The organism is Actinomadura sp. WMMA1423, from assembly GCF_006547145.1.
GTDB lineage: Bacteria > Actinomycetota > Actinomycetes > Streptosporangiales > Streptosporangiaceae > Spirillospora.
In genome coordinates, this window is record NZ_CP041244.1 from 7,179,737 (window position 1) to 7,198,026 (window position 18,290).

Below are 18,290 nucleotides of genomic sequence, written 5' to 3' on the forward strand. Positions count from 1 at the left end.
AGAGGGTTCATCGACCAAGAAGAACCAGAAACACCGGAGACCTCGTGGCCACCCTAGCGGTGACGCGGCGGTTCGACCTGACCGATGGGCAGTGGGCGGCGCTGGAGCCGCTGCTGCCGGCGCCCAAGGGGCCGGGTCGGCCGTCAAAGTGGACGAAACGGCAGCTCATCGACGGGATCCGGTGGCGGGTGTGGGTCGGTGCGCCCTGGCGGGATGTCCCGTGGTGTTACGGCTCCTGGCAGGCGGTGTACTCGCTGTTTCGCCGCTGGCAGCGGGCGGGGGTGTGGGCGCGGGTCGTGGCCGGGCTGCAAGGCCGGGCGGACGCGGTCGGACTGATCACCTGGGAGGTGGGTGTGGATTCCACGATCGCTCGGGCCCATCAGCACGCCGCTGGTGCCCGCACCCGGCCTGATGAGCAGGCCGAGCCCCCGGATGAGGCTGGCGGCGAGCCTGCCGATCACGCGCTGGGACGATCGCGTGGCGGGCTGACCACCAAGATCCACCTGTCGTGCGAGCAGGGACAGAAGGTGTTGTCGCTGCTGGTCACCGCCGGTCAGCGGGGAGACTCGCCGCAGTTCCGGGCCGTCCTGGAGCGGATCGCGGTGCCGCGGGTGGGGCCGGGCCGTCCGCGGAAACGACCGGAGCGCGTCCGGGCCGACAAGGCCTACAGTTCCTACGCCAACCGCGCTTACCTGCGCAGACGCGGGATCGGCTGCACGATCCCGGTCAAGGCCGACCAGGCCCGCAACCGCGCAAAGCGGGGCAGCCGGGGTGGGCGCCCGCCGGTGTTCTGCGCGCTGGACTACCGGCAGCGGCACGCCATCGAATGCGCCATCAACCGCCTCAAACGTCATCGAGCCGTGGCCACCCGCTATGACAAGCTCGCCGTCCGCTACGAAGCCACCCTCCACATCGCCGTCATCAACGACTGGCTGATCTGCCTTTGAGACACGCCCTAGTACAGGTCGCCGGAAACAAGCGCCCCCGAACTTTCAGCCTTGGTTGCTCGTCTCGCGGGGTCTCCCAACCCAATAGTGAGTCTGGGGGCCGAACGGGCGCGGGGGCGCCCGGAGAAGGGGCTTCGATGCCCGTCACGTGAAGCGCCAGCGGGTGGGCATGAAGTTCGCTGTTGACGGCAGGGCGAACACCTTGCTCGGCCTGATCTGATAGACGCGGTATGGCGGTCCGCCAGAGGTCGGCGCGCCGTAGTCGGCGTCGAGTTCGGCGTCGGCGATGGTGGTCGGCCAACCGTAGACCCGCTCGAACGCGCCGGAGGCGCGTGTGAGCGTCTCCTCATCCAGGACCCGACTCGCCTCGCCCTCGACGATCAGATGCGCCCCTTCGACGTCGGTGGACAGGACGCAGCGTCCCTCCGCGTCAAGGTTGCGGCTCTTACGCGCGGTGCCCTTGGAAGCGATGAACAAGACCGACTCCGACCACACACCGAAAACCGGCATGACGTGCGGTGCCCCGTCCGGGTGCACCGTCGCCAGCCATCGCCAACCGTCCCGGGCGAAGCGGCGCTCCACCTCGGACCAATCCAGGACATGGGCCCCCGGTGTCACGTCGGTGCCCTTGCCGGTAGGTGTGAGCGCCTCTGCCGCCGGTACTCGCTGTGCCATGCTGCCTCCCCGTCCAACGACTGCTTACCTTTCGACATCAGTTGAGCCTAGGGTAGAGTGCTTTAGAAAAGCAACCAGTGTGATAAGGAAGCAGGGATGGCAGCCACGAACCGCTCCGAGTGTCCGGTCAACCTGGCCGTCGAGGTGCTCGGGGACCGCTGGTCACTGCTGGTGCTCCGCGACATCATGTTCGCCGGCAAGCGGCACTACCGAGAGCTGCTCGCCTCGGACGAAGGCATCTCGACGAAGGTCCTCGCCGAACGCCTTCACAGGCTCACCGACACGGGGTTGCTCACTAGAAGCGAGGACCCCACCCACAAGCAGAAGGCGATCTACAGCCTCACCGAGCGCTCCATCGCCCTGGTTCCCGTGCTCGTCCAGCTAGGTGTCTGGGGGCATCGCGAGCTGGGCGCCGACGATCGGCTCAGTCGCTACGCCGAGACGCTCGACCAGGGCGGGCGACCTCTATGGGAGGCTTTCATGGACGACCTCAGGGAGGCCCACCTCGGTGCGCGGATGCGCCACCGCCCTCGGAGTGCCGCCGGACGGAACTCCTTCGGACCGACGGCCCTCTGATCAGCCACAAGACCGGCACCTCGGAATGCCCCCGGCACTGGCAGCCGCCGGCCGAAGACGTCCCACTTGCGTGCTGGCTGCCGCTCCGAAAGGGCCTGACGACGCAGGCGCTCAGCCAGCGGGCCCGCCGCGGCCGGGTCGGGTGTGTCGGCAACGCCTGGAACTCGTCGCTGCCGTTCAGTACGGAGATCACGTCAGCCCTGCCCAGGGCGTCCCCGTCCACTACGAGTGCCCGCAGCGGAGCCGTCTCATCGACACTCATCCTCGCCCTTGGCATGTCGTTGACATTTCTAGGGTCGGAGCGTAACTGCATGATCTTCGAAGCTCGATGAGCCGCGCGTAGCCTCTTGGTTTATCCCACGGCGCCTAGCGGCGTGACCTAGCTGCCTGCTGTCCAGCATGCTTGCTATGTCCTATTTTTCCCCCTAAAATCGGCCTAAATTTTTGGGGGTAAAGCATGGGCTGGTCACTCAAGCCTGGGGACGTGGTCGTTCGTCGCGATCTGCACGGGCAGTACGGGGGACGGCAGTACGGCGGTATCGGCCCCTCGCGGACGACCCCGAACGTGCTGCTCTTCACTAATCCTGAGAAGGGGCATCGGCACGGCTACTACGACGGCTGGGGCGATGACGGTTGCTTTCACTACTGCGGTGAGGGCCAGGTCGGTGATCAGAGGATGGTCCAGGGCAACCTGGCGATCTTGAACCATCGTGTAAATGGTCGGGCTTTGAGGCTGTTCCGTGCTGTGCCGGGGAACCGGGTGCAGTACGTGGGGGAGTTTGAGCTAGATGAGACGCAGCAGTACTACCTGACCGACGCTCCTGAGACCGGCAACGGGCCCGTGCGCAGCGTCATCATGTTCCGGCTGCGGCCACGTGGTGAGGTGAGGCACGAGGGAGCCCACATCCCCAAGACTCCCGGTGCGGAGCCCAGCATCACTGCGATAGAGCCTGAGGAGCAGCGCACGGAGCGCACCCTTGTGGATCCCGCTCGTGAGCCGTACGAAGCCGAGCGTCGGGAGAGCTTTCTTCTGCGGACCTATATCGACTACATCGTCTCGCTAGGCCACAAGGTCACACGCCATCAGATCAGCCCTGCTGGTGAAGCGAAGCCGCTCTACACCGACCTGTACGACCAGACCACGGACGAACTCATTGAAGCCAAGGGCACAGTGACGCGAGAAGGCGTCCGCATGGCTATCGGCCAGATCTTGGACTACAGCCGCTACCTCAAGCCAAAACGCGTCGCGGTCCTGCTCCCGATCGAGCCCCGCCGTGACCTCGTCGCCCTATGCCAAACCCTGGCTATCGACATCATCTGGCCAGACCAGGAAGTCTGGGTGCGTCTCTCCGAGCGGGAGGCTGACGACCCAAAGAAGGGCCAGCAGCCGTGGGCTGGCCCGCTCTCCTTCCAGTAGCCAGCGGCCTCGTCACTAGAGGTTGCGCTCCCCACCTGCCAGACCATGATGACTCGGGGAGGGGCGAACCATACGGTGACGACCGACGGTCGTCCTTGCCGCTGAGTTGGGGCTGGTGCGTGCGAGATCATCGGGGGATGGAGCAGTGGGAGGCGGTTTCGTCTAATCAGTGGTTCGTGTTGATTGAGGAGAAGGTCACCAAGGGGCAGTCCGTCCAATGGGCCCTGACCGCGAGGCAGCCGGCCGGGGGCGACGCTGAGCAGGCTCGTCGTCTGGCCGCCGAGGTCGCGTTGGCGCATCAGCCGCAGCAGGCGAAGCGGATCAAGGGGCGGCAGGTCTTCCAGACCGGTCCCGACAACTGGCTGGTCGTCGTCGCGGGCGTGAAGGGGGAGTTCCACTTCCGCGTCTCCGTCGGTCTCCTAACCGCCGTCACGACGTCCTGAACCGCGCCGGGTCTGATGGAGGCTCGATTCCTTGAGAGGATCGAGTCATGGCACGTCCGTCCCCCTACCCCCCTGAGCTTCGTGAGCGTGCGGTGCGCATGGTCACCGAGGTGCGTCCGAACTACCCGAATGAGTGGTCGGCGATGAAGGCCGTAGCGGCGAAGTTGGGGATCAAGACGCCGGAGACGGTCCGCACGTGGGTGCGGAAGGCGGAGATCGAAGCCGGTCAGCGGCCGGGCGTCACCACGGCGGAGGCCGAGGAGATCAAGCGGCTGAAGGCCGAGAACGCCGAGCTGCGCCGAGCGAATGAGATCTTGAAGGCGGCGTCGGCTTTTTTCGCGGCCGAGCTCGACCGGCCGTCGCGACGCTCGTAGCGTTCATCGAGCAGTTCAAGCAGGTGTTCGGGGTCGAGCCGATCTGCCGTGTGCTCTCCCAGCACGGGGTGAAGATCGCAACCAGCACCTACTACGCCGCCAAGAGGCGGCGGCCCAGTGCCCGGGCCCTGCGGGACGAGGCGATCAAAGCCGAGATCAGCCGGGTTCATGCCGACAACTACGGCGTCTACGGAGTCCGGAAGGTGTGGCGCCAACTGCATCGCGAAGGGTTCACGGAGGCCCGCTGCCCCGTCGCCCGGCTGATGCGCGACCTCGGCCTTCAAGGCGTTCGCCGCGGCACGCAGATCCGCACCACGATCCGGGACGACGGTCACCAGCGTGCCGCTGATCTGCTGGAGCGGGACTTCACCGCAGCCCGCCCCGACCAGCGGTGGGTCGCGGATTTCACCTACGTGATGACCTGGGCCGGGGTCGTCTACGTCGCGTTCGTGGTGGACGTCTACTCCCGCGCCATCGTCGGCTGGTCAGCGGCCACGAACAGGCGCGCCAAGCTCGTCCTGGACGCCCTGGACATGGGGCTGTGGCGGCGGGACCGGGCCGGGACGCCGGCCGGGCCGGGCCTGGTGCATCATTCGGACGCCGGGTCGCAATACACCTCGTTCGCGTTCACCGCCCGGCTCATCGAGGCCGGCCTGGACGCATCGATCGGAACCGTCGGCGACGCCCTGGACAACGCCCTCATGGAGTCCCAGATCGGCCTGTTCAAGACAGAGTTGATCAAACCAAGACGGCCTTGCAAGGGCCTCGCGGACGTCGAACTCGCCACCGCCGAATGGGTCGACTGGTTCAACCACCAGCGCCTCCACAGCGCGATCGGCGACATCCCACCCGCCGAACACGAAGCCGACTACTACCCTCAACACCAGCCCCAACCAGCGGCTGGAGTCATTCCATAGAGCCTCCACCGAACCCGGCGCGGTTCAATACGAGCCGCTGGGAAGCCTCGCCATATTGAGGGAGGGGTCGCGCATACGTCATCGCCGTTACCTTGAATAGCAAGCCTGAGAACAACCAACAGCACGTGGTCAATATCTCCTCGGCCGACGGCTTTTTAGAATGATGTCGACGATCGACCCAAGCCACGGATCACTCAGGTGCTTCCTTGCCCATTTAAGAGCATTGAATCCCTCGGCCGTAAGATCAAAATTGCCACTCACTCGAAATTCGCCGGAGTCAAGATGCATCACTATGCCGGGCGGCATTTCGTTCTTGCCGTCATCGCCGCCGGGCCGTATTATCTGACGCCTTCTTTGTGAGGCATTGAACGAAGCCAAAAGTTCTGGCTTCTTAATCCGATGAGCTACTATCGCCATCTTAAGGAAGAGGTCAATTGGCCCTAGCAATTCAAAATCAGGCCCCTGCTCACGCTCTACTATCTGATGCAAAATGCCAACGATCCTTTGGTTGTCGACGATCTGTACGATCTCCGTCAAGAGATCCAGTTGGCCAGGATTGAGAAAGGTTTCCGGTATCCTATCTTTGTTAGAGCGATCGAGAGCTTCTTCTAGGTCAGAGTCGACAGCTCTGGAGAATCCGCGCTTTATCTCGGCTCTATCTTTTGGGGGCAGAACTCCAACGTTCAACGCCTTCGGGAGGAGTCTCAGATAAGCGAGAGGTAGATGAGATACACGCCACCTATTAGTCTGCAACCCATGGAGAGCTACGTGCAGCGTTGTTTGACATAGGCCTGCAGCGCCATAAGTGGCGGCAAGGTGCGCCAAGGCTGCAGCTGTTTCTAGGTCATGGACCTCATAGAGGAAGCGGTCTAGTGACTCGGAAGCCTCTATACGTCCAACAGCTTGAGCAACACTGCTGTTCATAATGCGTTTTGCGGCAGCGCGAAATAGCGGTGCACCGGCGGGAGAGGAGATGAATCTCTCAGGTGCCTCTGCGGAAAAGAATAGATGGGGAAGCCATCGCGGCTCCATGCGATCTTTTACTTCGATAGAGAGTTCGGCCTCGTAACGCGACATCCGAACTAGCTGTTCAACTCTGCCCGGTTCCACCGGTAGGCTCGCGGTTAGAGCAACAGATGGACCGGTCCGTCCCAGCACTTCTAGGAGAGTCGGACCAAAAGGCTCAGAAAGAGGCCCTCGGAGATATGAGTGGGCATCACGTATAAACCTATCCGAGTGCACCGAATCCCATCTCGACCGGAGGGCATACCAATGAGCAGTGAGATCAATGTCGTCGGACGCGAGCCGGTGAATCGCCTCTGAAATAATCTCAGCTTCTTGACGAGACCCAGAGTGCGTGCTTAGTCCAGCTAGACCAGCAAGCACATCGTCTCCGAGTGCGTCGGCGACGATGAATAGTTCATGCAGACGAGAATTGCTGTTTCTGGTGGCAAAAGAAGTCTTAGGAAGGACGACTACCTTTTTGTCGTCCCGGGATGCAGTGATGACCGCAGCAACGCCGAGCAAGCTTTCCAGGGGCAACCAGGACCGCCAGAGTTGCACGAGCCGATCCCAAGGTCTGCAACCATTGTTCATGGCGCCAAGAACCGACTCATCGAACTCAAAAGATGGAGTAGAAAGCATCGTGCGGAGCACAATAAGGTTCAGACTGTAAGTGGCTAGGTGCCCTAGGAGGGGCAGGGGCCGATAAGGGGTGTCCGCTCGACGCTTTGAAATTGGTTCAGGAGGATTGTCGAAAAGAATGTTTCCAAGTTGGCGAAGAACGATGGTGTCCAGATTCCGCATAACGTCGGAGCTGTTTTTGCCGTTATCGCTGATCCTGTGCGTAAACCATTCTCTGAGCATCGCAAGGATCACAGGCCTGGTATGGAGCGGAGTGTAGATCAGGCATGTGAACCAGTGGTCCTCCAATACTTCAAGTCGTTGTTCAAGAGCTGAAAGGAAAGTGGTGTCAGTTCGAAGTTTTCCAATAACGGTGGTTTGCTTAATGACTTGGCGGAGTATGAAGTCGGCAGTTAGAAATTCCCCAAAGGTGTTGTGCAAGAACTCGAACGCGGTCGGCTGGCTCAGCGCATTGAGATCAGGTTCTGAGGAGCTGCTTTTGGACTCATGGATAAAGAAGAAGCTCCCGAGTAGCAGTTCTGCTTGGCTTAGCTGCCGGCCACCTGCTCGGTTGGGAAAATCACGAGCAAGTTCGAAGTACCTGATGTCTGCATCTAGTTCATCGCGCTGAATGTGCAGGGCCTGTCGGTTAAACATCCCTATTGCTGCTACGCCTAGCCGTTCGAGATCGCTCTCGATAGCTCGCTGCTGATCAGCCTCCGGCAGACTGGCGAACTCGTGACCTGTATCGCCTTTTAGTCGTTCCCGTTCGATGAAGCGCACCAACAAGCTGTGATAGAGCAACGTCTGGTCGAGATTCGGATGGCGACTTAGCTGATTGGCGGCGGAGTCGTACACCGCAAGCATGAGTAGCAGAAGCGGCTGCTCGGCCAATTGCAAAACTTTCGGGTTGTCCGGGATAGCGAGAGGGGCCACACCTGAAGTTGTGAAATATCTATGATTAAAACTATTCCATTGTTTCACCCATAGAGATCGACGTGGCTCGTCGAACTCAAGCAGCCTTAGCACTGTTGTGCCGGTCGGGATTGCTGCCTTGTCAATCAGCGTGATGCGGCTAGTGACAATTATCCGAACTGGTCGGCCGAGAACTCTTTCCCGTCGCTGAAATTTGGCGACGTCTAGAAGGTAGTGACTAAAAGCCTTACCGCTCGCCTGCAACAGTTCGTCTAGGCCGTCCAGTACGATCAGGGGAGGTGTCGATTTGAAGGCTGCCGCGAACTGCGGCCAGCTGATTTCGTGGCCGGTATAACGCCTAATCTGCTGCTCAATCTGTGACTGAAGATCCGTCTCTGCGTCGATGTCTCGCAGTTCCACTCGGATCGTGGCAAAGCCTGGAGCTAGCCGTGCCGCGAGCATCTCAGTAAACAGGGACTTCCCAGACCCAGGGTGCCCAAGGACTAGCAGTGATTCGTCGGCTCCGTAGGCCGACTCCAGGTGTTGAACAATAAAGGCACCGAGATCGTTTCGTGAGTGAGCTTCTCCCCATAGTCGCTCATCTTCGAGATGTTGGCTGGCTTTCTGATAGCGTAGGACCTTAAAAGCCTGGGGGATAAAGGCGTCGCTTTTACTTGGGTAGTCAAGCTGGGCCTGCTGATCCGTCGCCTCAGTAAATCTGTCCTCAATAACGGGCTTGCCGATGTCGTGCAGGTAGGTGAGTCGTAGTCCTTCGAGTACCTCACTATAAGAGTGAGGCATTCTGTCGGCAACAAGACCTGACTTCATTGCGGCGTCGAGCATGCTCAAACTCTGATCGATGGCGTCAGCCATCTTAGCCACCAAAGCTGCTTGCTTCTCAACGTCATCGGCGAGCCTATAGGTCGCTTCTCTGCTTTTGATGTGTTCGTGCAAATTTGCCCAAACCGAGAAGTTGGGGTAATCGATAGCCAGAGAAAGATATTGATCTAGATAGGTTCTTGCTGCAATCTGTGGCAGCTCTTCTAGGATCGAGGTTACGTTGCGTCTGTATTCTTGGCTGGCAGATTCCCAAATTTCTAGCCCCGACATGAAATGTAGAAATCCATCGGCCAATTCCTTGTATAGGCCAATTCTTCCGTGTTCTTCTTCGGACAAGTTGCTGGTGGGATGTGGGAGCGATATTGGAAGGTCAATAATCAGACTTGGCTTCTTCCCGAGGCGCCCTTCCTGACCCTCCATGAGTTGGCTGAAACGTCTTCCTGCCTGTATGGCAAGTGTTAGTTGTTCACTGGAGCTCAGCGACACTGCCTGGTTCAATTCCGGAAGCTCTTGGCTGAGCGCATCGAAGAATGAAGTGAACGTGATGAGGCAATGCGCTGCTGCCATGCGCTCTGATCTGCCCAGGTAGTCGTTCTCCGAAGTCACCAAGGTCTTCAGTATACGTTTTCCAAACTTCATCATTTCGTTTTTGACGCCAATAAGTGGCAGAAGTGCAATCCCCGTTGGTCCAAGCACTACTGGGGAGATCGCAATAATTGCCCCAAGAATGGCATCAATAGAGTCCAAAGTCTCGTCGGTGTTTGGCTCATCTTGTACAAGCTCTCGTACTTGGCTAAAGCTCATCGCAGTTATCGAGGTAGAACGCACTGAGGCCCCTCCGGGGTTTGAAACGTCGGACAGATCCGTGCCCACTCAGCGTGGTATTTGCTTGTATGTGGTGATGCGGCAGCATCCGGTTCGAGTGCTGCAATCGCCTCTTACCTCTGTATTACAGGATAAAAGTGCGGGATGCCTGAAGTATGCCTGAAGTGGCCGGATTGGGCCACCCTGATCCAGGCTGCTGCCGTAGTGCAGGAGTGGGTCTCCTAGGGGACGCTTCTAGACCGAGTTGAGTGGGTACGGGTCCCATGGGGCGTTTGCCTGATTGTCGCGGTTGGGCCGATCGGCGCACCCCGGCGATGCCGAGGTGAGGCTGTTCGTGCATTGAAGCCGAAGTCCGCGAAGCGGGGAGGCTGCCAGAACGCCAGCATCTTTTCGGGCCCGAGCGCTTGCATCCGACTTGCTCGTGCGGGGCCCCGAGTGCCTTGTCGGAGAGTGGTCTCAGGCAGGCTTGGGGACTAGGCGTCGAACTATTTACCTGGTCGGTGCCCTAATAGGCGGGGACCAGAACAAACGGTCTGCTGTTCGTCAGGGCCACGCTGCTGCGGTCGTCGGCGATGCTGAGGCGCAGCGGGACCTCGACGGCTTGGACGGGCTGCCGCGGCGATTGTTGCGAGTCGTGCGAGGTTATGCTGGCTCTGGCGTGGACTCTCCACACCAATTTCCAGCACCAACTCTAGCCCATGATCGGTCCTGTCGGGCGAGCCGAGCCTGGACTTAACAGTCAGGTCGCACAGTCGTCCAGTTTTGAACATCGACGACTATTACTGTGACGTTGTCCGGTCCGCCGTGGTCGATGGCCGGGTTGATGAGGCTGTCGGGTGTGTCGCCTGGGTCCGTGGGCAACGCTAGCCTCGATCTTTCGTGAGGTCGGTTGGGTCGCGGAGCGACCCAACCGACTCTTCGTTTTCGGTGGCGGGTCGTTCGTCGGGCCCGACTGTCGCGTCGGGTGGGCGGGGTTCCACGGGCCCGGGGTTCTCCTTCCTGGTGTTGATGGGACGGCTTGTTGCTGGTCAGGGTGCGGGCAGCATCTGCAGCCGGGTGATCGCGGTGGTGATGAGGTCGGTCCAGGGCCAGCGGTTGCTCAGCCGGAGTCTGAGCCGCCTGCCGCCGCGGACCAGGCGTCCGGCGGCGGAGAAGATCCGCAGCCGCAGTCGTTTGGGTTCCCAGGTGCGGGCGGGGTGGCCGGTCAGGGCGAGCATCTGGGTCCAGGCGGTCAGGTCGGCGGCCAGCGCGACGAGTTCGAGCCAGATCTGGTTGGCGGCGGCGTCGTGCAGAGGCAGGTTGCGCAGGCCGGTGTCCTTGGCGCAGCGGATGCGGTCCTCGCAGCGGGCGCGGCGGCGGTGGCGCAGTTCAAGATCGGCGAGCTGCCCGTGCCGGGTGCCGGTGACGAAGCACGTGAAGCGGTGCCCGTCGATGTCGGTGAACCGCAGTTGCGCGCCGGGGTGGGGGCGTTCGCGGCGGACGATGACCCGCATGCCCTTGGGCCAGCCCGTCAGGTCCAGCATGCCGGTCAGCTCGGCGACCCACGCCCCGGGGCGGGGCCGGCGGTCGGCGTCGTAGGCGCACTGCCACACGTGTTCGGGCAGGGCGAGGATGGCGGCGCAGATGTCGTCGGTGAGGTTGAAGCCGATCGAGTACTTGACGCGGCGGGCGGTGACCCAGTCCAGGAACTCGTGGGTGCCGCCACCTGAATCGGTTCGGATGATGACTTGTTTGTGCAGCCGGGTGGGGATCTGGTTGAGGGCCAGGCGGCCTGCGGTGATGTGGTCGGCGGCGGTGTTGGAGCCGGCGTTGCCGGGGCGCAGCACCAGGGCGGCGGCCTCACCGGTCCCGCCGGGACCGTGGTCGATGAACGCGGTCATCGGGTGGTGGCCGAAGGTGCGCTTCCAGGTCGGGGCGGCCTGGTCCTTGTCGGAATGCGCGATCACGATGGTCGCGTCCAAATCCACCGGGATCAGGTCGCCGTCGGCGCCCGGAGCACGATCACCGGCCAGGGCCCAGGCCCGCCGGCGTGCGTGGGCTCGCGCTTTGCGGATCGCCCGCAACGCCGCCGGCCCGGCCCCGGCCAGGGTCTTGACCAGCCGCGACACTGTCGGGTCGGAGGCCACCGGCCCGAACAACTCCGGTGAGGACCGCAGCACCGCCACGTCGGCCAGGCAGTCCCCGCCCAGCGCCAGCGTCACCCCCAGATCCGTCACGATCTTCCCCGGATCATGCACCGCCCGCGACGCCCGCCATCGCGCCAGCGCCCGCGACAGGCCCTGGTCAAGGCCCGTCACCCGCAGCGCCTCGATCAGCAGCAGGCCGCCCGCCTGGGAGGCGATCCCCGCACCGTCCCCGGACACCACGATCTTGGCCTTGCGGCCGGTAGTCTTCACTTGGAAAGTGCTCCAGAACTCGGCGCGGACAGGACCTTCAGCAAGCCCTATCCTCCCAGTTCAGGAGCACTTTTCTCATGTCAACGACCAACCGGAATCAACCCGCCATGAAAGCGCGAGGCTAGGTGGGCCTGTATGAGCTCGTTGGGCACGACCGGGCTTAGAGGTCATAACAAAATGTGCATGTGATGCGACATGGCGTGATGTCCGGGTGTGGTGTGGGCGGGTGCGTAAGGGCGAGCAACCTCCATGGATCGTGGCCGACAGCCTGTGGGAGCGGATCGAGCCGCTGCTGCCGAAGGTCGAGCGCCGCAAGCGCCACCCTGGTCGTAGGCGGTTGGACGACCGCAAGGTGCTGTGCGGGATTTTGTTCGTGCTGCACACCGGGATCCGGTGGGAGTTCCTGCCCCAGGAGCTGGGGTTCGGTTCGGGTATGACGTGCTGGCGCCGCCTGGCCGAGTGGCACCAGGCCGGGGTGTGGGAGCGGCTGCACCGGCTGCTGCTGGAGGAGCTGCACGCCGCCGGGCAGCTGGACTGGTCCAGAGCGGTGATCGACAGCTCGCACGTCCGCGCGCTCAAGGGCGGCCCAACCCGGGCCGAGCCCGGTCGACCGCGGCCGGCCGGGCTCCAAGCACCACGTGCTGACCGACGGGCACGGCACCCCGCTCGCCCTGTCGCTGACCGGCGGAAACCGCAACGACGTCACCCAGCTGATGCCGCTGCTGGACAGAGTGCCGCCCGTGCGAGGCCGGGTCGGACACCCACGCCGCCGGCCCGAGCAGCTGCTGGCCGACCGCGGTTACGACCACGACAAGTACCGGCGCCTGGTGTGGGCCAAGGGCATCAAACCGGTCATCGCCCGCCGTGGCGACCCCCACGGATCAGGGCTGGGCGTCCACCGCTACGTCGTCGAGCGCACCATCGCCCTGCTGCACTGGTTCCGCCGCTTACGCATCCGCTGGGAGACCCGCGACGACATCCATGAAGCGTTCATGACCCTGGCCGCCGCCATCATCTGCTGGCGCCGCCTCGTCCGCTGATTCTGTTACGACCTCTTAGTCCGTCTGAGCACAGTAGGAACCGATCACCAGCATGAAGGTTTCTTGTGTTCAGATCAGGTGATCGGCCATCAGGACGGCCGTCGAGGAAGCGGGCTAGGCGCTCGGGCAAGTGCGGCACGTTGGCAGCGTCGGACATGAGGTTGCCGTAGATGTGATCCTCGTGATCGGGGTCATCTGTGGGGCGCTGGTAGGGTGCAGGAGGTAGCCGCGAGAGTCGCCCACGTTTGCCAGTACGAATTTCGACCCGGACCACAGCATCGCTACCAGGGTGGTGCCCATTCCCGCCAGTTGTGGCTCAGCCTTGATCTTGTTGCGCAGAGCTGTATTAGCTGCGCTGACTGCCTGTCCGGCAACACTTACAAGGTCTGCCTCGGCGACAGGGCGGTCATAGCGGCGCAGAGCCTCGATCGCTGTGGCGCTGGCCGTATCGCCGGCCACGTGGCCGCCGAGGCCGTCGGCGACTGTGAACAGTGATTGGCCGGCATAGACCGAGTCTTCATTGCGACGGCGCACGAGACCGACGTGCGTGCGGGCGGCCGCTTCGACCGTAAGGCTCATGCCCGCTCACCTGTCCGTCTGTGTGTCGTCGGAATCCGTAGATTCCTCCGGCCACGGGTCCTGCGCCGACTCATCGCGATGCAGGACGTGGACGGTCCCGACTCGATCGCTGGCCACGATGTACTCCGTCACCTCTATGGGCTTGTGGTCTCCTCCCGACGTGCCCACCCGCACGATCTCCAGCACCGGCAAGCTGAGCGGGATCTCCAGCAGTCGTGCTTCGTCTTTGGTGGGCATGCGGGCACGGTGGAGTGCTGTTCCGCGCTACATCCAAGCCAACCCGGCGGCCCGCCGCCGGGGCAAAGGCCGCAAGGGACAACGGCGCATCGCCGAAGCAGAGCGCAACCAGAAAGCATGGGCGACCCCGCTGCAAGCTCTGTTGCTCGCTGAACGGTGCGCGCTGCTCACCGGATCGGATACCGATTTCGTGATGGTCGTCACCGCAGCGTTCACCGGCGCCCGCTGGGGTGAACTGCTGGGTCTACCGCCCGAACGTGACCGCCCCGGCGAAGTCGATATCAACTGGAAGCTGTACGAGCTGAATGGCAGGTTCTACCGGGGCCGCCCGAAGGACGGATCCATGCGAACCCTGGATATCCCGCCGTTCCTGGACGACTTGTTGGCCCGCCAGCTCGCGACGCCTCGCAGCTGCACATGCCAGGGCACGGAAGATCCTTGGTGCCGTGGCGGCCGGTACGTCTTCCTCGGCCCGGACCGCACCCACTTCCGCCGTTCCAACTACAGCGATCGGGTGTTCCGCCCTGCCGCCGACGCTTGGTATCCGAAACGCTCGCCCAAGACAGCGATGCCGGTACTCGTGGACGCGGGGGAGCACTGGCCAGGCAAACCCGTACCGCCCTGGCCGCCAGCCGTGCCCGGAGAACCGTTCGCCCCGCCGACCGGTCGCGGATTCACGCGCCTGGTCAGCGGACAGGGGCGCGGCCGGTGCTCGGAGTGCCGGCGGACGCAGCTCCTCCGAATTGACGGCACTCTGATCAGCCACAAAACCGGCACCTCTGAATGTCCCGGGTCGGGCAAGCCGCCGGCCGAAGACGTCCCGCTCGCGTGCTGGCTGCCGCTCCGGCCGGGCTTGACACCTCACGGGCTTCGGCACGGTCATCAACCTTGGATGGATAACGCGGGCATCCCGTACGTCCTGCAATCCGAGCGGATGGGCCACGAAGTTCCCGGCATGCGCGGTACCTATGCCCACCCCACTCCGGAGATGCGCACCGCGCTCCTCAAATCCCTCCAGCGTCTTTGGGAGACGCCCTTGAGCAGCGTGCGAGGCTGGCAGCCCGATCGGCGGTGCCAGCCCTTGACAGCCTTCTCATAGAAGGGAAGGACCCAGCAAAACGAGATCGATTCCCGGATGCGGTCACTGTCTGATCATCTAGGACGGTGGCCACAGACGAGCATGGCAGGAGGGGCCGGGCTTCCAGCAGGACGCGCGGGCCCTCCTGTGCCAGGGCCAAGTGAGGACTCACGGTGAGTCTTGTTGCCGGTTCGCAATGTCGTTGCGCAAGGATCGACCTGTTCGGTGAGGCGGCCGTAGCCGCGGCGAGGCAGAGGGGGTGCGACATGCCTACAACCCAGGTGCGTGAGAGCCAGATCCGAGCAAGCCTGCTGTCGGCTCTGCATGACCGTCACGGTACCGACCCGAACGCGCTAATCCGTCAGGAACTCGGGCTGTGCGCTGGGGCTCGTCGGGTCGATCTGGCGCTGATCAACGGAGAGACCCTCTGTGTCAGGCTCAGGTGGGACAAGAGGGATGAAGTTCCCTAACTGATGTGGACAGGGCGAGAACGGGTACTGAGCAGAGTGACGATGACCAGCCACGATCTTCCTTCCGGTGACGGGCCGCGGACCGGCCGGCCCAAGCGGCGGACCTTCAGTGCCGCCTACAAGTTGCGGATGGTCGAGGAGTACGACGCGGCCGAGCATGGCGACAAGGGCGCGCTGCTGCGCCGTGAGGGACTTTATGAGTCCAGCGTTCAACTGTGGCGCCGGCAGCGCGACGCCGGTGAACTGACCGCTGCGGGGACGAGGCCCCCGGCCGCCAAGAAGGAGAAGACGCCGGAGCAGGCCGAGTTGGAGCAGTTGCGCAAGGAGAAGGCGCGGCTGGAGCGGCAGAACGCCGCCATGGCCAGGAAACTCAAGCAGACCGAGGCCGCCCTGGACATCATGGGAAAAGGTATCGCGCTCTTGGAAACGATGTCCGAGAGCGCGGACACCGAGAATTCGTGACCCGCTGCCGCCACGAAACCCTTTCCCTGCTGGTCGAGCATCTGCCGATTCGCTTCTCGTGCGCATTGTCGGGTGTGCCGCGCAGCAGTTTCTACCGACGGCGGAACCCTGCGCCGGGAAACAGTGAGCCAGCGGAGCGGCCGGCGCCGCCGAACGCGCTGAGCGAGAGCGAACGGGCCGAACTGGTCGAGATGCTCAACAGCGACCGGTTCGCCGACAAGGCACCCCGGCAGGTGTGGGCTGCGCTGCTGGACGAGGGGGTGTACCTGGCGTCGGTGTCGACGATGTACCGGGAACTACGCAGGCGTGACCAGGTCCGGGAGCGGCGCGCCCAGGCCCGGCACCAGGCGCGCACCAAACCGTATCTGGCCGCGTACGCCCCCAACCAGATATGGAGTTGGGATATCACGAAACTGCCGGGTCCGGGGCCACGCCAGTTCTATGACCTGTATGTGATGCTCGACATCTTCTCCCGCTTCGTCGTGCACTGGGAGATCCACCTGCGCGAGTCAGGTGAGCTGGCCGAGCAGTTCATGCGGAACTCGTTCGCCGCCAACGGCGGGATCGTGCCCGGCACCATCCATTCCGACAACGGGACCTCGATGACCTCCAAGCCGGTGACGGCACTGCTGGCAGACCTGGACATCATCAAGTCCCACTCCCGCCCGAAGGTGAGCAACGACAACCCCTACAGCGAGGCGCAGTTCAAAACCTTGAAGTACTGCCCGGTGTTCCCTGTCAGGTTCGCCTCGCTCGACGAGGCCGAGACGTTCTGCCACCATTTCTTCGACTACTACAATTACCGGCATTACCACGCCGGGATCGGGCTCCACACGCCGTTCACCATGCATATCGGCACCGCACAGGCGATCCAGCACAACCGAGCCGCCACGATCGCAGCGTTCCGCGCGGCCAACCCGCGACGGTTCACCCAGCCGCCCACGCTGCCCAAGATCCCCACAGTCGCGCAGATCAACCGACCCGACGAAGACCCCACCGATCCGAGCAGCTCTGACCAGGAGAAACAGGCCGCCTAACGATCACTGGCCCCTGTCTCGTTTGACTTGACACCTACCGTTGCGACAGATGATGCAGAACCGCTCGTTTCCGATTTCCTGTGGTGTGCGCTGGCGCCAAATCTGCCACTCGGTCTCTGTGGCATACCGCAGGTTGGGCATCGGTGCGCGGCTAGCGCCGCCGGGTGCTGGGTGGGCGATGGCGTAGTCGCCGAAGTCGGGCAGCCGCGCTGATTGCCGCTCTTGGAGTTGGCGCCAGAGAGCCGCGTCCCGACGCGGCAACGGCGAAACAGCGTCGCCGGGCAGGTGGCTAATCGAAGCGGGGAATGCGCCACTGGCTACCGTCACTGACTGCCAGGGGCGCTGGTCGGTCCACTTCAGCAGCTCCTCGGCTGTGGCGAGGGCGCGCTGGAGGTCTCGGTCGTCCTCGATGGCCCAAAGATCGATGACGACGCTGATCTGTTCTGGGGCCAGTTCGAGTTGATTCAGCACCTGCCCCAGTAGCTCCGCTGCCTGACGCGCATCGGCATCGCGGTCAGGGGAACCGAGCCGCAGACACGCGCCTGCACTGAACTCGGCAATAACGCCACGTACCCAGGCAAGACGCTCCGGTGGGTCAGTCAGACGGAATACTGGTCGGATTGGGGTCGGCTCCAGTCGCTCGGTCAGTGTGGCGGCGAGGCTCTCCCATGCGTGGCGGGCGATCGGAAGACCGTCGATATAGGCAGTGTCGATGGAGCAGATGGTGCCAGCGGGCAGGTCATCACGGATCGCTAGTGCGAGCTTCCGCAGCTGTCGAGTCAGCCTGCGGGTTTCGCCGCCTCCGTTAGCTGGTTCAGCCGGCCCCTGCCCGGTGTCGCTGGCGCTGGCGTCGTCCAGTTCCTCGGCCTCTTCCAAGTCGCCCGACTGCTGGCGACTCCTGGGCGGCATCAGTTCGAGCAGCGGCCTGAGTGGCGTGGGCGGAGCCTCCAGGTGCTGCAGCGCTTCCAGTTCGCCAGCCTTGGCCTTCAGGATCGGGACATAGGCCGGCAAGGTCCTCACCTCATCTACCGCGTGAGCCAGTTGCTTAATGACGACGATCTAGACAAAAGCGTCAATCTGCTACCTGCCCGGTCGACTGCGGTGCGTAATCAGCCTGCGGCGGGCCGTACCTGGCCACTCGTCCGCCCTTGCCTATCGGACTCGCATGTGTTGTAGCAGCGCCGCTTCATCGACTCTCATCAGAGTTGCTGAACGCTCTCCGCTGTGGCGCGCAAGCTCTGGCGGGGGGCAACGGACAAGATCACTCCCGGATTGCTCCCAGAATCGGACATCCGAGGACGGGAGTCGGGCGCCGGACGCAGAGAAGCCCTGGTCATCTTCGTGATGACCAGGGCTTTTCGCTGGGGTGAGTGAGGGGACTTGAACCCCCGACATCTTGGACCACAACCAAGTGCTCTGCCAGCTGAGCTACACCCACC

At 63.0% G+C, this 18,290-nt stretch carries 15 protein-coding genes and 1 tRNA gene; 9 read left to right on the forward strand and 7 right to left on the reverse strand.

What is annotated here, in order from left to right; all coding sequences use genetic code 11:
* The first annotated feature begins 44 nt into the window (after window positions 1–44).
* The gene (locus FKD65_RS33375) at window positions 45–947 is read left to right on the forward strand and encodes an IS5 family transposase (RefSeq protein ID WP_141582340.1); all 903 of its coding nucleotides are present in this window, start codon (window positions 45–47) and stop codon (window positions 945–947) included.
* A gap of 144 nt (window positions 948–1,091) precedes the next feature.
* On the opposite strand, the gene FKD65_RS33380 is transcribed toward FKD65_RS33375, so the two are convergent.
* On the reverse strand, window positions 1,092–1,622 hold the full coding sequence (locus FKD65_RS33380) for a pyridoxamine 5'-phosphate oxidase family protein (protein ID WP_141582342.1): 531 nt from the start codon (window positions 1,620–1,622) through the stop codon (window positions 1,092–1,094).
* Window positions 1,623–1,718: 96 nt separating this feature from the next.
* Here FKD65_RS33380 and FKD65_RS33385 point away from each other — a divergent pair, with 96 nt between their 5' ends.
* From FKD65_RS33385 to FKD65_RS33405, 4 genes are all read left to right on the forward strand, one after another.
* On the forward strand, window positions 1,719–2,198 hold the full coding sequence (locus FKD65_RS33385) for a helix-turn-helix domain-containing protein (protein WP_141582345.1): 480 nt from the start codon (window positions 1,719–1,721) through the stop codon (window positions 2,196–2,198).
* Window positions 2,199–2,655: 457 nt separating this feature from the next.
* Window positions 2,656–3,615: a restriction endonuclease gene (locus tag FKD65_RS33395; protein WP_205718324.1), complete on the forward strand. Its 960-nt coding sequence runs from the start codon at window positions 2,656–2,658 to the stop codon at window positions 3,613–3,615.
* Between the two features lie 137 nt (window positions 3,616–3,752).
* Window positions 3,753–4,058, forward strand: coding sequence for a hypothetical protein (locus FKD65_RS33400; protein ID WP_141582347.1), 306 nt, complete (start codon window positions 3,753–3,755; stop codon window positions 4,056–4,058).
* 47 nt (window positions 4,059–4,105) lie between these two features.
* Window positions 4,106–5,349, forward strand: a protein-coding gene (locus tag FKD65_RS33405; protein ID WP_141582349.1) for an IS3 family transposase whose coding sequence is annotated in 2 segments (ribosomal slippage) — window positions 4,106–4,394 and window positions 4,394–5,349 — 1,245 coding nt in all. Because the reading frame shifts where the segments join, the coding sequence is not laid out codon by codon here.
* 129 nt (window positions 5,350–5,478) lie between these two features.
* On the opposite strand, the gene FKD65_RS33410 is transcribed toward FKD65_RS33405, so the two are convergent.
* Complete coding sequence (locus FKD65_RS33410) at window positions 5,479–9,600, reverse strand: NACHT domain-containing NTPase (RefSeq protein ID WP_141582351.1); 4,122 nt, start codon at window positions 9,598–9,600, stop codon at window positions 5,479–5,481.
* A 980-nt stretch (window positions 9,601–10,580) separates the two neighbouring features.
* Entirely contained in the window at window positions 10,581–11,948 is a 1,368-nt protein-coding gene (locus tag FKD65_RS33415) for an IS1380 family transposase (protein WP_141582353.1), read from the reverse strand.
* A gap of 253 nt (window positions 11,949–12,201) precedes the next feature.
* Here FKD65_RS33415 and FKD65_RS33420 point away from each other — a divergent pair.
* A protein-coding gene (locus tag FKD65_RS33420) for an IS5 family transposase (protein WP_168221452.1) occupies window positions 12,202–12,988 on the forward strand; the annotation gives its coding sequence in 2 pieces (ribosomal slippage) (window positions 12,202–12,536 and window positions 12,535–12,988; 789 coding nt in all).
* Window positions 12,989–13,102: 114 nt separating this feature from the next.
* On the opposite strand, the gene FKD65_RS33425 is transcribed toward FKD65_RS33420, so the two are convergent.
* Window positions 13,103–13,567, reverse strand: coding sequence for a PP2C family serine/threonine-protein phosphatase (locus FKD65_RS33425; protein ID WP_205718325.1), 465 nt, complete (start codon window positions 13,565–13,567; stop codon window positions 13,103–13,105).
* 6 nt (window positions 13,568–13,573) lie between these two features.
* Window positions 13,574–13,804, reverse strand: coding sequence for a hypothetical protein (locus FKD65_RS46720; protein ID WP_141582357.1), 231 nt, complete (start codon window positions 13,802–13,804; stop codon window positions 13,574–13,576).
* On the opposite strand from FKD65_RS46720, the gene FKD65_RS33435 reads away from it, so the two are divergent.
* From FKD65_RS33435 to FKD65_RS33445, 3 genes are all read left to right on the forward strand, one after another.
* Window positions 13,728–14,903 (forward strand): hypothetical protein, encoded by a 1,176-nt coding sequence (locus FKD65_RS33435; protein WP_168220889.1) that lies wholly within the window; start codon window positions 13,728–13,730, stop codon window positions 14,901–14,903. The two genes, FKD65_RS46720 and FKD65_RS33435, sit on opposite strands and share 77 nt — an antisense overlap.
* 491 nt (window positions 14,904–15,394) lie before the next feature.
* Window positions 15,395–15,814 carry a transposase gene (locus tag FKD65_RS45100; RefSeq protein WP_205718326.1) on the forward strand — a complete coding sequence of 140 codons (420 nt, stop codon included), beginning with the start codon at window positions 15,395–15,397 and terminating at the stop codon, window positions 15,812–15,814.
* Window positions 15,811–16,851, forward strand: a complete 1,041-nt coding sequence (locus FKD65_RS33445; RefSeq protein ID WP_141578760.1) for an IS3 family transposase — start codon at window positions 15,811–15,813, stop codon at window positions 16,849–16,851. The genes FKD65_RS45100 and FKD65_RS33445 overlap by 4 nt, the downstream gene beginning before the upstream one ends.
* Window positions 16,852–16,854: 3 nt before the next feature.
* Here FKD65_RS33445 and FKD65_RS33450 read toward each other — a convergent pair whose 3' ends face one another.
* Window positions 16,855–17,862, reverse strand: a complete 1,008-nt coding sequence (locus FKD65_RS33450; RefSeq protein WP_168221271.1) for a hypothetical protein — start codon at window positions 17,860–17,862, stop codon at window positions 16,855–16,857.
* Between the two features lie 351 nt (window positions 17,863–18,213).
* Window positions 18,214–18,289: transfer RNA gene (locus tag FKD65_RS33455), tRNA-His, on the reverse strand.
* Window position 18,290: the final 1 nt, after the last annotated feature.